Here is a 13455-nt window from a genome sequence, read left to right as displayed (position 1 = left end):
CAAAGGGTCCGGCCGCCGCGCGAAGTTTGGAGCAAGGTCCCGTTGACCCGCGCGGCTGGCCGGTTTGACGAGTCCAGCCAATGGCTTGCCCTGGCCTGTTGCGGTTTCGATTCAAGCCAGGGCCGCCTTGGTATCGGCTGACCTGTCAGCGCGCGGCGTGGACCACCGCCGAGCCTGGCTCGGCCCCACCGCCGTCGGGCCCGGTCTCGATCTGAAAACGCTTGACCAGATTGCCGACGGTGTCGCGGAAGCCGCCATATTCAAGCTCGGAATAGGGCAGCATGGCCGCACCCGACCAGCCCTGGCTGCGCATCTCGATGGCCTTCTGTTGCGCCCTGCGGCGCACTTCGTCCCAGGCCGGATTGGCGAAGAAGTCGGTATGGGCGTCGGTGAAGCGCCCGCTGCCCTCCATCGAGAAGCCGATGCAGGAGACGATCGGCAGGCAATAGGCGCCGGTCACCGCGGTGTTGAGCGGCACCGGCATCAGCGGCATGACATGCGAGCCGCGGGCGTCGCCGCCGACATAATGCGCCTTGACGAAGGGCGACAGCAGTTCCTCCGGGGCGGGGAAAATGCCCTGATTGCGGATCAGCGCGACCGGGTCGTCCTTGCCGGTATATTTGCCGGCGATCGAATGCAGCCGCTGCGCCGAGACAGCGGCGGCCTGCTCGCCATAGCTGCGCGAGATGATCGCATCGATGCCGAACCGCTCATTGTCGCGCAGCAGGGCGGCGATGTGATAGGCGTCCTCGGGCGCGTCGAGTTCGATGATGCTGTCGCCGGCGGTATTGTCCATGTCGATGATGCGGAAGCGGAAGCCCTCGATCATCTGCGGCAGCATCAGGCCGGCGCAATACATCGGATCGGCGAAAGCCAGGAACAGCGGCAGGTTGTAAGCGCCGGGCCCGCATTTGTCGGCCGCCAGCACCATGAAGGATTCCGCCGGCCGGTGCTTCGCCTGCAGGAGATCGAACTCGATCTCGGCGACACCCGGCCCGGCGCCGCGCAGATTGCCCGATGGCGCATCGACCAGCAGGTCCTGGCCCGCGCCATAGAGGCCGTACATTTTGGCGATCCCCGTCGCGCCCAGGAAGGCGTCCCAGGCGAAACCATGGATATCGGGATGGCCCTTGCCGTGGCGGTGGCTCATGACGATGGCGATGTCGTCGCCGGTATGACAGACGAACCCGTCGACCATGAGATCCCTGGCGATGGCTTCCGACACGGCGCTGCGCACACTGTCGAGCATCCTCGCCGATGGCATGGTGTGACCGCCGATCGATCCGACGTCGGCCTTGATGACGGAAATGGTGGTCCGCATGGCCTGTCTCCCTGGTGCCGGTCGCCGCGATCCCGCTCAGCCTCTCATGTCGGCGCGGCAAGCTTGTCGTTCTGCGCGTTCTGCTTCCGTGACCGGACGCAGCTGAACCCGCTCTCGAACTTACGAGCCTAACGGGCTTTCGGACCTCACGTTCCGCCAAGTCACCAATATCGTCGGTCATCGTCGCATGAGCGGCGTGCCGCGATCCTGGCGCTCCCGGCGCATCCGGGATAAGTTTGGACACCGGACAGAGGCAGTCCAACATCTGCGACACGGATGACGGCATCGTCACCGCCTGCCGATCGGGATCGCAAGCGATGCGATCGCGCGTTCGAACGCCGACCGGCCGCGCGCGCGGATGACATCCTGCTGCCGCGCCATCCCATGCCGGAGGCGAAGCTCGGCTGCTCGACCAAGGAGGACGCCATGAGCAGATCGATCATCAAGAAGCTGATCCTGGCCTTGGCTTTCAGCCTTGCCGCGGTGGTCGCCCTGGCATGGCCTTCGGCCGGCAACGCCCAGCGTGTCATCCTCGGCTTCGAGGCTGGCCCAGGCCCCTATTATGATGACGGCGACGATAACGCCTGGGGACCGCCGCCGGTCTATCGTCCCTATCGGCCCTATCGCTTCGTCGACGAGAGCTTCCCGTCGCGGCCCTATACCGCCTATCCCGCGACAACCTGCTGGGCGGAGCGGCTGTGGATCGAGACGCCCTGGGGGCCTCAACTGCGCCATGTTCGCATCTGTCGCTGAGGCGATGCCGGGTTCGTATCGCCGAGCCCGGCGCTGCTGCAAGGCCTCCGTGTCCGGTCACCGATAGACCAGCACCGGCGTCTTCGAATGGGTCAGCACCTTGACGGTTTCGCTGCCCAGCACCAGCGCGGAGACCCCGCGCCGGCCATGCGAGGCCATGGCGATCAGGTCGCAGCCCTTTTCGGCGGCGGTATCGATGATCGCCTGATAGGGATGGTCGTGCTCGACCTGGATGGCGCTGCAGGGAACGCCGCGTTCGCGGGCCTTCAGTTCGGCATCGGCCAGCCGATTGGCTGCGGCCTCCCGGGCGTGGCGCCGATATTCGGCGCGGCTGCTGGCGAGTTGCTCGGCTTCAGCCGAGAAGATGTGGAACGGCTCGACCACGGTCAGCACTGTGACCCCGGCGCCGGTCTCCTGTGCGAAGGCGATGCTTTTGTCGACGGCCATTGCCGAGAGCGGCGATCCGTCGGTTGGGATGAGAATGTGGTGGTACATGACACCCTCCCAAAGCCCCGCCTTGAAACATATCACCGACGGCGGCAAAAAACTTGAGGAAAATCAATAACAAGGCCTGGACCGCCCGCGCCTTTTGGCCGCAGGTTCGGCGATTCCGGCGGCCTCGTCCGGAGGCGTTTCGCCAGAGCCTCATCGCCGATTGCATCGGCAGGCTGCTCCGACCGACAATCGGGCCTTCGCAGAATCGGACCCGCCCATGGCCATCGACTATGTTCAGATCGGGCAGCGATTGCGGGCCCACCGCATGGGGCTCAATCTCAGCCCCGAAGAAGCCGCCGAAAGGCTCGGCGTGTCACGTGCGGCGCTGTACAATTACGAGAAGGGCGCGAGCCCGGTCAAAGTCGAGACGCTGGAGCGCATGGCCGTGGTTCTGGGCGTGTCGCTGCCCTCGCTGCTCGGCGTCGGCACCGAATATTTCTCCAGCGCCATCGCCTATTTCGAGCGACTGCGACAGATCGAGACCGCCTCCGAACGGGTGCTGGTCTATTACGAGCCGGTGACCTTCCTGATCACCTCGCAGGACTATCCGGCGAGCCTCAGGCGCATGCTGACGGAGGGCTTGCCCGAGGAACTTCCCGGCCGGGCCGCGGCACTCGCCGAGATCGACCGCCTGCTCGGCGTGCTCGCCGAACGGCGTGCCCTGTTCGCGCCGCCCGGCCCGAATGTCGCGAGCATTGTCGGCGCCACCCAGGTCCGCCGGCTGCTGCGCACCGGGCTGATCGGCAGCTACAACCTGTCCGACGCGGATCGCGACGAACGGCGCGCGCTGGCGGCCCGCGAGGTCGAGCTGGTCGCAGCGCTGATGGAGAACGAGCCGGTGGGCGTGCAGATCGGCGTGGTCGACGACACCCTGCCGAACCAGACCTTCGAAATCTGCCGGCTGAAGGATGGCGGTTCGCTGGTCGCCGTCAGCCCGTTCCGGCTCGGCGAATTGCCCAATGTCCGGCTGGGCGTCGCCTCGATCACCGGCGCGCCCGAGGCGGTCGCGCTCTATGAGCGGCTCGCCGCGCAACTGTGGCAGCGCGCCGCCAAGGGCGTGACCGGCGCGGCGCTGCTCCGGCGCTGCATCGCCGAGGCGCAAATGGATGAGTCTAAAAAAATGGAATCGTATTGATTTTTAGATTTTGCTGTGCAAAAGATCGTTGCTCAGCCGTGGCGACTGGGCTCCCCACTCCCTCGTTTCCGACTGATCTCTTGCCGCGCCGGCGTCATGTCCGGCCTGGCAAGCGGCGCAGATAAAGCGTCCCGAGGAGAGGGTGCGATACCCGAACTGACTGGACCAGCATGACCGGCGGCCGTGCGCGGCACTGCGTCGGTCCTCTTGTCATTGATCCCGCAGCTCTCGCCTTGCGCGCTCCAAAAAAAGTCTCGACGGAGGAAATTCAGGCCATGACCGCCACCCAGAACATCAGCCAAGCAGGACCTGCCCCAGCAGGCGTGGACAGCGTCGATTCCAAGGCCATGAAGGCACTCTGGGGCTCGGCCCTCGGCTATGCCATGGACGGCTTCGACCTGTTGATCCTCGGCTTCATGCTGCGCCCCATTTCAGCCGATCTCGGCCTGAGCGGCGCCCAGGCCGCATCGCTCGTCACGGCGACGCTGGTCGGCGCGGTCGCCGGCGGCCTGTTGTTCGGCATGCTGTCAGACCGGCTCGGCCGGGTGCGCGTGCTGACCTGGACCATCGTCCTGTTCGCGGTGTTCACCGGCCTCTGCGCCTTCGCGCAAGGCTATTGGGACCTGCTGGTCTACCGCACCATCGCCGGCCTCGGGCTCGGCGGCGAATTCGGCATTGGCATGGCGCTGGTGGCGGAAGCCTGGCCCGCCTCCAAGCGCGCCCGCGCCTCGTCCTATGTCGGGCTCGGCTGGCAGCTCGGCGTGCTGGCGGCGGCCCTTCTCACCCCCTTGCTGCTGCCGAGCATCGGCTGGCGCGGCATGTTCGCCCTTGGCGTCCTGCCGGCGATCGCCGCCTATTTCATCCGCAAGTCGTTGCATGAGCCCGAGGTCTTCGTGCGCCGCACCGCCGAGCAGCCGCGCGCCGGCTCGCCGCTCCGCCTGCTGGTCAAGGATCGCGACACCGCCAAGCTCAGCCTCGGCATGGTCATCCTCTGCTCGGTGCAGAACTTCGGCTATTACGGCGTGATGATCTGGCTGCCGAACTACCTGTCGTCCAGGTTCGGCTACGGCCTCACCCAGTCGGCCTTGTGGACCGCGGTGACCATTGGCGGCATGGCCATCGGCATCTGCGTGTTCGGCCATGTCGCCGACCGGATCGGCCGGCGCCCGGCCTTCCTCGCCTATATGCTGGGCGCGGCCATCATGGTCGTCGCCTATTCCAGGCTGACCGACCCGATGGTGCTGCTGGTTGCCGGCGCGGTCATGGGCTTCTTCGTCAACGGCATGCTCGGCGGTTATGGCGCGCTGATCAGCGAGCTCTATCCGACGGCGGCCCGCGCCACGGCGCAGAACGTCCTGTTCAATATCGGTCGCGCCGTCGGCGGTTTCGGTCCCTTGGCGGTCGGGGCGGTGGCGGTTGCCTATGGCTTCGAAACGGCCATCGCCTTGCTGGCGGTGCTTTATGTCATCGACATCGTGGCGCTCTGGTTGCTGATCCCGGAGCGACGCGGCGCCGAGCTCGCCTGACACCCCAGGGGCCGCGCTTCAGATCCTTTCATCTTCCAGGAGGCCATCATGGCCATCGAGCAATCCGTCTCGATGGCAACGGCGAAGGATTCGTTTTTCATCGCCGCTGCCGATGACGCGAGACCACCCAGGGACTGGACCGAGACCGTTGTCGCCGAACGCGGCGAGGTCCTCCTCAACCAGGCCGTCAATGCCGAATACCGGCACCTGGTCGTGCGCTGCGGACCGGTCGCCGCCAAGGCCGTCGCCGGGCAGTTCTTCCAGCTGCTCTGCCCACATCCCGAGGGCGAACAGCCGTTCCTCCGGCGGCCGATGAGCCTCTACGGCGTCGACCCGGCCAAAAGCGAGGTCGAGTTCCTCTACAAGGTGACCGGCGCCGGCACGCGCGGCCTCGCCCTGATCGCGCCGGGCGACCGGCTCGACATCATGGGGCCGCTCGGCAAGGGTTTCGATCTCGACCCGGGCCTGCGCCATATCGTGGCGGTCGGCCGCGGCGCCGGCCTCGCCACGCTCGCCCCGCTCGCCAAGGCGGCGCGGGCCAACGGCACCAGGGTCACCGCCATCTTCAGCGCGCGCCGGCCCGACCTGCTGGTCTCGGTCGACCTGTTCCGCGGCCACGGCGCCGAGGTGATCACCGTCACCGACAGCCAGGGCACCAGTGGTCCGGCCCATGTCGAACGCATCCTGCGCGGATTGATCGCCGATGGCAGGGCCGAGGCCTTCTTCACCTGCGGCTCCAGCCGGCTGATGCGGGTGCAGCAGCGGCTCGCCCGCGAATTCGCCATTGCCGGCCAGGTCGCCATGGAGCAGCAGATGGCCTGCGGCCTCGGCCTGTGCTTCTGCTGCGTGCGCGACTTCCATGTCGGCGGCGAGATCGTCCATCGCCGGGTCTGCTGGGACGGCCCGGTCTTCGACCTGATGGAGGCCTTGCCATGACGGTTGACCTCGCGGTCGGCATCGGCGGGCTCAGGCTCGCCAATCCGGTCATGCCGGCCTCCGGCACCTTCGCCGAAGGCCTGGACAAGGCGGTCGATTTCGACCGGCTCGGTGCCTTCGTGACCAAGACGATCACCCGCGAGCTGCGCACCGGCAATCCCCTGCCGCGCGTGGTCGAGCGGCCCGGCGGACTGATCAATTCGATCGGCATTCCCTCCAAGGGCGTGCCCTATTTTCTCGCGCACACCCTGCCCTATTACGGGCGTTTCCGGCCGCCGCTGGTGGTCAGCATTTCGGCGCCGACGGCGGAAGGCTTCGCCAGCCTCGCGGCCGAGCTGACGCGCCCCGGCATCGCCGCGATCGAGGCCAATATTTCCTGTCCGAATATCGAGGAGGACGGCAAGGCTTTCGCCATGCGCGCCGCCTCGACCGAAGCGGTGGTCCGGCAATTGCGCGCAGCGACCTCGTTGCCGCTCTGGGTCAAGCTCACGCCCAATACCGGCGACCTGCCCGAGGTGGCGCGCGCGGCCGAGGCCGCCGGCGCCGACGCGCTGGTCGTCGCCAACACCATTCTCGCCATGGCGATCGATCTTCAAACCTTCAGGCCGAGCCTCGGCAGCGTCATGGGCGGGCTCTCCGGCCCCGCCGTCAAGCCGATCGTGCTGCGCCAGGTGTTTCAATGCGCCCAGGCGGTCGATATTCCCGTCATCGGCTGCGGCGGCATTTCGACCGCCGAAGACGCCATCGAATATCTGCTCGCCGGCGCCAGCGCCGTGCAGGTCGGCACCGCGACCTTCGTCCAGCCGGCGGCGATGACCACGATCATCGACGGCATCGGGCGCTTCTGCGAAAAGCGCGACATCGCCCGCGTCGCCGATCTGATCGGCGCAGTGGTGACCGAGGAAGCCGACCAGCCCGATCTCGCGTGGGTGGCGCCGGCCGAATGACGTCAGTCCTCGCCAAGACGACCGAGACGCCGCGCGCGCTTGCCGGGGAGCGCGACCGGCGCCTCGCGGAACAGCTCTTCGCCGAGCTCGCCGCCGCCACCGGCGACGGCGTCGGTATCAGCAGGGAGAGCTTCGGAGCGGGCGAAAGCCTGGCGCTCGACATCATCGAGGCGAAAGCCCGTGCCCTTGGCCTCGCGACCGAACGCGACGCCGGCGCCAATCTGGTCGTGACGCTCGAAGGCCGCGAACCGGACCTGCCCTTTCTCGCCTGCGGGTCGCATCTCGATTCCGTGCCCCAGGGCGGCAATTTCGACGGCGCCGCCGGCTGTGTCGCCGGCCTCGCCGTGCTGGCCGGCTGGCGCGCCGATGGCATCCGGCCGCGCCGCACGCTGAAGCTGTTCTGCCTGCGCGGCGAGGAGAGCGCCTGGTTCGGCCGGGCCTATATGGGCTCGAGCGCATTGTTCGGCCGGTTGACGCCCGAAGACCTGAAGGCGCCGCATGCGGTCAACGGCCGGCCGCTCGCCGACGCGATGCGCGATGTCGGCGCCGACATGGCGAGGATCGCGCGCGGCGAGCCGCTGATCGACGCCGCACGTATCGCCGGCTGGCTCGAACTTCACATCGAACAGGGGCCGGTGCTGGTGGCGCGCGGCCTGCCGGTCGGCATCGTTACCGGCATTCGCGGCAATCTGCGCCATCGGGTGGTGGAATGTGTCGGCGAAGCCGGCCATTCCGGTGCGGTGCCGCGCTGGCTGCGCCGCGACGCGGTCTTTGCCTGCGCCGAGCTGATCACCCATCTCGATCGGCACTGGCGCACATTGCTGGAACGCGGCCGCGATCTGGTGGTGACCTCGGGCATTGTCGGCACCGATGCCGCCGAACATGCCATTGCCCGCATTCCGGGCCTGGTCCGGTTCAGTTTCGAGATCCGCAGCCAGAACCGCGAAACGCTGGACGCCTTCTACGACCTGTTCGTCTCGGAATGCCGAGGCATCGGCGAGGAACGCGGTGTCGAATTCCGCCTCGATCGCCTGATGGAATCGGCGCCGGCCGCCATGGACGAAGGCTGGATCGAACGGCTGCGCGCCGCGGCCCGGGCGCTCGGCCTGCCGGATGAGCCGATCCCGAGCGGGGCCGGCCATGACGCAGCCGTCTTCGCCAATGCCGGCGTGCCGAGCGCCATGATCTTCGTGCGCAACGAGCACGGCTCGCACAACCCGCATGAAGCCATGGCGATCGACGATTTCCTGGCCGGCGTCGCGGTGATGCGGCATGCGCTCACCGAGGCCATGTCATGACCCCGGCCATCGTTTTGCCGCGGGGCGGACGGCAGTTTCCGCACGGAGGCGAGGACAGGTCATGAGTGCCGGCAAAACAGCGCCTGATGCTATTGGCGAAGCGACCGCCCGGCTGCTGCTGGAAGCCGGCGCCGTGCAGGTGAGCCGCGGCCAGCCCTTCGTGCTGGCGGCCGGCTGGGCAAGCCCGGTCTATGTCGACTGCCGGCTGCTGATCGGCCAGCCGTCATGGCGCCAGACCGCAACCGCGCTCGCCGCGGCGGCGATCGCGCAGCGCCTGGCGCCTGGCCGGATCGAGGCGATTGCCGGCGCCGAGACCGCCGGCATCGCCTTTGCCGCCTGGCTCGCCGACCGGCTGGAGCTGCCGCTGCGCTATGTCCGCAAGCGGCCGCTCGGCATCGGCCACAACGCCCAGGTCGAGGGCGGCCCGGTCGACGGTCTCGAGGTGCTGCTGATGGACGACCTGACCACCGATGCCGCGAGCAAGGTCGCCTTTGCCCGGGGCTTGCGGGCGGCAGGTGCCACGGTCACGCAGGTCCTGACCATTTTTTACCATCAGGTCTTTCCGGGCGCCGCCGAACGGCTCGCCCAGGACGGACTGACGCTGCACGCCCTGGCAGGCTGGGACGACGTCCTGCGCGCCGACCGGGGCGAGTGGCTGGCCGCCGAGGACCGGCGAGAAATCGAACGGTTCCTGGCCGATCCGATCGCCTGGTCGACCCGCCATGGCGGCCGCTCCGCGCCGGGCGCGCGCCAGCCGGTCCGACGAGAAAGCTCCTGACCTCGAGCCCGGCAACGGCCGCGCATGTTGCGAAAGCCATCGCCCACCCCATTTTCATCGCCCTGCAACGTCAGCGGAACAGGGTTCCCGGCCATTTTTCCACTCAGGACACGGCATCATGAATGACCTGCTCGCCTGGCTGAAGCTCCAGAACACCGGCATCGGCACCTATATCGAATTCCAGAAGAGGACCCTGCGGCTCGCCGCTGCCTGCGCCGACCAGGCCGCGCTGTTCCAGCTCTTCGCCCAGCTTTCGGCCCGTTTCGTCATGACCTATGAGGACATGCCGATGGATGTCGCGATCGCCGACCATGCGCTGGTGCGCCTGACCCGGCTGGTCGAGGCCGCCGCCAAGAGCCCCGGCCTTTCGGCCGCCGAACAGCTTCGCCTGCTGAACGAGATCGCATCCGCCGATCTCGGTCGCGTGGAAGCGCTTGCCGGCGCAGGCGGCTGAGCACCACCAGAGGGCCTCAGCGGCCGCCACTGGCGCTGCGAAACGTCAGGGCGCGAGCATGACGAACTGCGCCGCTACCGGCCGCGGGATGCCGACGGCCACCAGCGCATCGATCATCTTCGCCTTGTCGGTCAGCCCGCCAATCGTCGACAGGAGCTCGCAGAGTTTCGGATAGCGGTAGAAGTCGGCGATCGGATTGTATTCGACATCCGCCAGCTTATCGCTGAGCGCCTTGGTGAAGATCGGATTGTCCGCGCAGAACTGCTTGACCAGGCCGAAGGCAGCCTTGGACGAGGTGAACAGCCCGAAGCGCCGGGCGTCCTGGGGCGTCATGGCGCCAAAGCCCTGGTGACCCGCGCGCAGCCCGCTCTTGATCTTGTTGGTGCGGTCCGAGACATAGATATTGGTGCAAAGGACGGCGATGAACTCCTCGTTGTCGTCATATTGCCGCATGCCGAATGTCAGCTGCGGCGCCTGGTTCCAGCTGCCCGTCGCGGCCCGGAACACATGCACCAGTTCATGGAACAGGATCTCGTCCCAGAGCCGGCCGGCCTTCTCCATGGCATGGTCGACCGCGCATGAGCCATGGCTCGAAAAGGTGAAAGGCGTGTAGGTGATGACGCCGGTCAGCGACGCCGCGCCTGGCTTGCGCTCCGAGCCGCCGACGGCGTTGCACACCGCCGTCGGATGAGGCCGGATTTCGATCGGAAAATTCGGCCGGCGAATACTGTTCAGCAGGATCCGGCCGGACGTGGTGCGATGGACCCACTTCAAGTGTTCATGGACGTCGCGGACATATTTTTCGCGCGCCGGAGACACCAGCCCGACCGGATTGATGGTGGTGTTGTAATAGCGCAGGTCCATGGGTCCCTCGCGATGCCGGGCCGGTCTGAAGCGGTCGGATCGGCGACGCCGCCAGCCCTGACGGTCCGGACGATGCCATGCCGCATTGACCATGCCTGTGCCGGCTCGCACATGGCGAGAAGACGCGCCGAAGCCTAGGCCGATACAACCATTGCCAGCAAGGACAATGATCCTATGCCGCCCGCTATCTGGAGGCCTGCTGACGCATCGCCAAAGGAGGACACGATGTCTTGCGCGCCGGCTTGCGGTGGTTCCCGGTCGAGCCCTGCCCCCGGAGCGTGCCGGGACCCGCATCACGAGGGGCCCAAAGCGGCTTCCGACGGCTCGTGCCGTCCGGCCGGCCCGTGCGGGTTGCATTCCGCCTCTTCGAGCCGAGCGCGCGAGGCCGGCAGCCACTTTCACGGTGGTTTCACGGGCGCCTTGCTGCATTCTCTCCCAAGGTGGCGTCTGACCAGCGGAGAGCGCGTCGATGGCGGGGCATGGTGGCTATCGTGGGGGCCGTTCGGCTCCGAAGCTTCGGCTCGATCTCGATACGGGAGGCAACACGGCGAACCAGTTCCCCGGATCTGGCGTATCCGTCAGAGCCCCATTTCGAGCCGCCCACGACGCCGAGGACGCGACATTGGCGCCGGTCGACGACCTCTGCCCGCCGGTGCCGCGGCTCGGCGGCGTGGCGGGATTTCGCCATTTCCTGGCGAGCACCAGGCGGGCCCCCTTCGTTCCACGCAATACCGACCTGACCATGATCGATGGTGAACTGCCGCAGCAATCGCACGACAGCGAGCAACGCTTCCGACAGCGGATGGCCCATCTGGCGCGTCGCCTGAACTCCGAAGCGGACTGGACCAGGCCACTCGCCGCCGGCCTGAAGATGTGGGAAAACCCTGGTATTCCCGCAGGTTACACCTATTTTCTGCAGCTTATCGCCCACGATCTGATCGAATCGGGCGTGCCCGTCTCCGAGTCGGGCGATCCGCTCACGACCAACGGCAATCTGCGGCGCGCGCCCCTGGTGCTCGAGACGCTCTATGGCGGCGGCCCGATGCAGAGCCCGCTCGCCTATCGCGCGGAGCCGGACCGGTCGCCGCGCCGCTACCTCCGGCTCGGCCCGATGATGATGCGCGGCGACGGCGTCGCGCCCTATCGCGACATCGCCCGCGTTTCGGCCTTCCCGGATTTCGCCGGCGCTCCGATGTTCAAGCCGGAAGGCGCCGGCAGTGGCTGCCCGTTCGGCCGCACCGAGGCGCTGATCGCCGACCCGCGCAACGACGAGAATGCCAATCTCTCGCAGCTTCTGGTCGCCTTTTCGCTGCTCCATAACTGCATTGTCGCACGGCTCGAGAAAACCGACCTGAAGGATCACGCCGACAGCGCCGACGAGGCCGATTTCGACCGGTTCCTCTGTGCCCGCACCATCGTCTCACTGATCTATCGGCATGTCATTCGCAACGATGTGTTGCCGCGCATCCTCCATCCCGAGGTTCTCCGAGCCTATCAGGGGCCCAATCCGACCTTCATCGACAAGGACATGGCGGCAGGCGACCTTCGACCGACGCTCGAATTCGCCCATGCGGCGTTTCGCTTCGGCCATAGCATGGTGCGGGACGCCTATTCGTTCAGCCACGGCCGTGTCGCCGAGAACACCGAGGGTTTCGAACTCGCCCATATCATGCGCCAGAGCTCCGGCGGCAATGCCCCGCACCTGCCAGCGGATGACCGCTGGATCGCAAGCTGGAGCCGCTTCTTCGAGTTCAAGGATCTTGCCCGCCCCGATTTCAGCCGACGCATCGGCCCGTGCTCGGCAACGGCGCTCGCCGACGCGGTGGCGTTTGGCAAACCGCATCCGAAGGGTGAACACGGCGTCGACTATCGCGACCTGATCAGCGCCGGACTGGTGCGGCTCTGGCGCCTCGATCCACTGATCGAAAGACTCGGCGGCGCGACACCTGGCCTGATGGCGCGATCGGAGCTCCTATCCGACAGGAGGCTCCGCCATGACGCGGTCAGGACCTGGCTGAGCCGGAACAATTCCGATCCGGACAGCCCGGATATCGGCGCGCTTGCCGCCGATCCCCCCTTGCCCTTCTTCATCCGTTTCGAGGCCGCCTGGGGCGGACGCGGCGGCGGCGGTGAAGGCCGGCATCTCGGTCTTCTCGGCTCCATCATCGTCGCGGAGACCATCTACGGCGCTCTGGTCCATGCCACGCTGCCCGCCGAGGATTCGGCGAAGAGACTGTCCGAGATGATCAAGGACACGATCTGCGCCCAACTCGGCCCGAAGGCCCTGGCGGTGCTGCCGGAGCTGACCGGCGAGACAGAAATCGACACGATGCCGAAGCTCCTGGCGACGATCCCGAAGCTCTATGGCGGCCGCCTGCCGGGACCGGCGTTTCTGTAAGCTCACGTCTGATGGCCAGGCGGCGGGGCCAAGATCGCCGGGAAGGGGATATTGGCCGTGCCGATCAAACGATTGAAGATCACCAATTACGAAGCGCTGGGCCTTCTGGTGAAGACCTGGGCGACCGGCGAGAACCGGCTCGACAAGCCGGGCAGGTTCTTGCCGATTCCCAAGACCATCGCCGAGTTCACCGGCATGCTGGTCCATTCCGGAGCGACCACGCAGCTCGCCGTCGACGAATGGCTGGCCTCCTTCGACGGCTCGATGAAGCGGATCACATTCGTGCAGTCGACGCCCGAGGAACTGGTGATCCGTCTGCCCATGCGCAAAATGCTCGAGGACACGGAAAAGCAGATCGACATGCCGGGCTTCTACTATCCTTTGCCGGCCTTCTACTCCGTCGATTTTTTTGCCGGCGCGCCAGAATCGATCAACGACTACTGGCGGACCCATGCCGAGCGGATCGGCGACTATACGATCGCTCAATGCGGGTGAGCATTGGCGGGTGAGCATTGGCGGGTGAGCATTGGCGGGTGAGCATTGCTCCGTG

At 66.9% G+C, this 13455-nt stretch carries 13 protein-coding genes; 10 read left to right on the top strand and 3 right to left on the bottom strand.

Going from position 1 to position 13455, the window contains the following annotated elements:
• Window positions 1–145 precede the first annotated feature (145 nt).
• Window positions 146–1321 (bottom strand): fructose 1,6-bisphosphatase, encoded by a 1176-nt coding sequence (locus E8M01_RS27345; protein ID WP_136963045.1) that lies wholly within the window; start codon window positions 1319–1321, stop codon window positions 146–148.
• A 426-nt stretch (window positions 1322–1747) separates the two neighbouring features.
• Between E8M01_RS27345 and E8M01_RS27340 the strand changes: the two genes are divergently transcribed.
• Window positions 1748–2074, top strand: coding sequence for a hypothetical protein (locus E8M01_RS27340; RefSeq protein ID WP_136963044.1), 327 nt, complete (start codon window positions 1748–1750; stop codon window positions 2072–2074).
• Window positions 2075–2131: 57 nt separating this feature from the next.
• Here the strand turns inward: E8M01_RS27340 and E8M01_RS27335 are convergent, their stop codons facing one another.
• Complete coding sequence (locus E8M01_RS27335) at window positions 2132–2569, bottom strand: universal stress protein (RefSeq protein WP_136963043.1); 438 nt, start codon at window positions 2567–2569, stop codon at window positions 2132–2134.
• A 217-nt stretch (window positions 2570–2786) separates the two neighbouring features.
• Here E8M01_RS27335 and E8M01_RS27330 point away from each other — a divergent pair, with 217 nt between their 5' ends.
• The 7 genes from E8M01_RS27330 (at window position 2787) to E8M01_RS27300 (ending at window position 9643) form a co-directional block, all read left to right on the top strand.
• Window positions 2787–3704 (top strand): helix-turn-helix domain-containing protein, encoded by a 918-nt coding sequence (locus E8M01_RS27330; RefSeq protein ID WP_136963042.1) that lies wholly within the window; start codon window positions 2787–2789, stop codon window positions 3702–3704.
• A gap of 275 nt (window positions 3705–3979) precedes the next feature.
• The gene (locus E8M01_RS27325; RefSeq protein ID WP_246088452.1) at window positions 3980–5230 is read left to right on the top strand and encodes an MFS transporter; all 1251 of its coding nucleotides are present in this window, start codon (window positions 3980–3982) and stop codon (window positions 5228–5230) included.
• Between the two features lie 48 nt (window positions 5231–5278).
• Window positions 5279–6166, top strand: a complete 888-nt coding sequence (locus tag E8M01_RS27320; protein WP_246088451.1) for a dihydroorotate dehydrogenase electron transfer subunit — start codon at window positions 5279–5281, stop codon at window positions 6164–6166.
• Window positions 6163–7113, top strand: a complete 951-nt coding sequence (locus tag E8M01_RS27315) for a dihydroorotate dehydrogenase (RefSeq protein WP_136963041.1) — start codon at window positions 6163–6165, stop codon at window positions 7111–7113. The genes E8M01_RS27320 and E8M01_RS27315 overlap by 4 nt, the downstream gene beginning before the upstream one ends.
• On the top strand, window positions 7110–8411 hold the full coding sequence (locus tag E8M01_RS27310) for a Zn-dependent hydrolase (RefSeq protein WP_136963040.1): 1302 nt from the start codon (window positions 7110–7112) through the stop codon (window positions 8409–8411). The genes E8M01_RS27315 and E8M01_RS27310 overlap by 4 nt, the downstream gene beginning before the upstream one ends.
• Window positions 8412–8472: 61 nt before the next feature.
• Window positions 8473–9189 carry an orotate phosphoribosyltransferase gene (locus tag E8M01_RS27305; protein ID WP_136963039.1) on the top strand — a complete coding sequence of 239 codons (717 nt, stop codon included), beginning with the start codon at window positions 8473–8475 and terminating at the stop codon, window positions 9187–9189.
• Window positions 9190–9307: 118 nt separating this feature from the next.
• Entirely contained in the window at window positions 9308–9643 is a 336-nt protein-coding gene (locus E8M01_RS27300) for a hypothetical protein (RefSeq protein WP_136963038.1), read from the top strand.
• Between the two features lie 45 nt (window positions 9644–9688).
• Here E8M01_RS27300 and E8M01_RS27295 read toward each other — a convergent pair whose 3' ends face one another.
• Window positions 9689–10507, bottom strand: coding sequence for a hypothetical protein (locus E8M01_RS27295; RefSeq protein WP_136963037.1), 819 nt, complete (start codon window positions 10505–10507; stop codon window positions 9689–9691).
• 622 nt (window positions 10508–11129) lie between these two features.
• On the opposite strand from E8M01_RS27295, the gene E8M01_RS27290 reads away from it, so the two are divergent.
• Both E8M01_RS27290 and E8M01_RS27285 read left to right on the top strand, forming a co-directional pair.
• Window positions 11130–12905 carry a peroxidase family protein gene (locus tag E8M01_RS27290; RefSeq protein ID WP_170182105.1) on the top strand — a complete coding sequence of 592 codons (1776 nt, stop codon included), beginning with the start codon at window positions 11130–11132 and terminating at the stop codon, window positions 12903–12905.
• A 57-nt stretch (window positions 12906–12962) separates the two neighbouring features.
• Window positions 12963–13400: a hypothetical protein gene (locus tag E8M01_RS27285; RefSeq protein WP_136963035.1), complete on the top strand. Its 438-nt coding sequence runs from the start codon at window positions 12963–12965 to the stop codon at window positions 13398–13400.
• Window positions 13401–13455 lie beyond the last annotated feature (55 nt).

Source organism: Phreatobacter stygius, from assembly GCF_005144885.1.
GTDB classification, from domain to species: domain Bacteria; phylum Pseudomonadota; class Alphaproteobacteria; order Rhizobiales; family Phreatobacteraceae; genus Phreatobacter; species Phreatobacter stygius.
Note: the sequence above shows the minus strand (reverse complement) of the source record. Positions and strands in the feature narration are given on the sequence as shown.

Bases quoted from the DNA above. Each gene is read 5' to 3' on its own strand.
- E8M01_RS27345 (WP_136963045.1), bottom strand. From the start codon at position 1,321: ATGCGGACCACCATTTCCGTCATCAAGGCCGACGTCGGATCGATCGGC.
- E8M01_RS27340 (WP_136963044.1), top strand. From the start codon at position 1,748: ATGAGCAGATCGATCATCAAGAAGCTGATCCTGGCCTTGGCTTTCAGC.
- E8M01_RS27335 (WP_136963043.1), bottom strand. From the start codon at position 2,569: ATGTACCACCACATTCTCATCCCAACCGACGGATCGCCGCTCTCGGCA.
- E8M01_RS27330 (WP_136963042.1), top strand. From the start codon at position 2,787: ATGGCCATCGACTATGTTCAGATCGGGCAGCGATTGCGGGCCCACCGC.
- E8M01_RS27325 (WP_246088452.1), top strand. From the start codon at position 3,980: ATGACCGCCACCCAGAACATCAGCCAAGCAGGACCTGCCCCAGCAGGC.
- E8M01_RS27320 (WP_246088451.1), top strand. From the start codon at position 5,279: ATGGCCATCGAGCAATCCGTCTCGATGGCAACGGCGAAGGATTCGTTT.
- E8M01_RS27315 (WP_136963041.1), top strand. From the start codon at position 6,163: ATGACGGTTGACCTCGCGGTCGGCATCGGCGGGCTCAGGCTCGCCAAT.
- E8M01_RS27310 (WP_136963040.1), top strand. From the start codon at position 7,110: ATGACGTCAGTCCTCGCCAAGACGACCGAGACGCCGCGCGCGCTTGCC.
- E8M01_RS27305 (WP_136963039.1), top strand. From the start codon at position 8,473: ATGAGTGCCGGCAAAACAGCGCCTGATGCTATTGGCGAAGCGACCGCC.
- E8M01_RS27300 (WP_136963038.1), top strand. From the start codon at position 9,308: ATGAATGACCTGCTCGCCTGGCTGAAGCTCCAGAACACCGGCATCGGC.
- E8M01_RS27295 (WP_136963037.1), bottom strand. From the start codon at position 10,507: ATGGACCTGCGCTATTACAACACCACCATCAATCCGGTCGGGCTGGTG.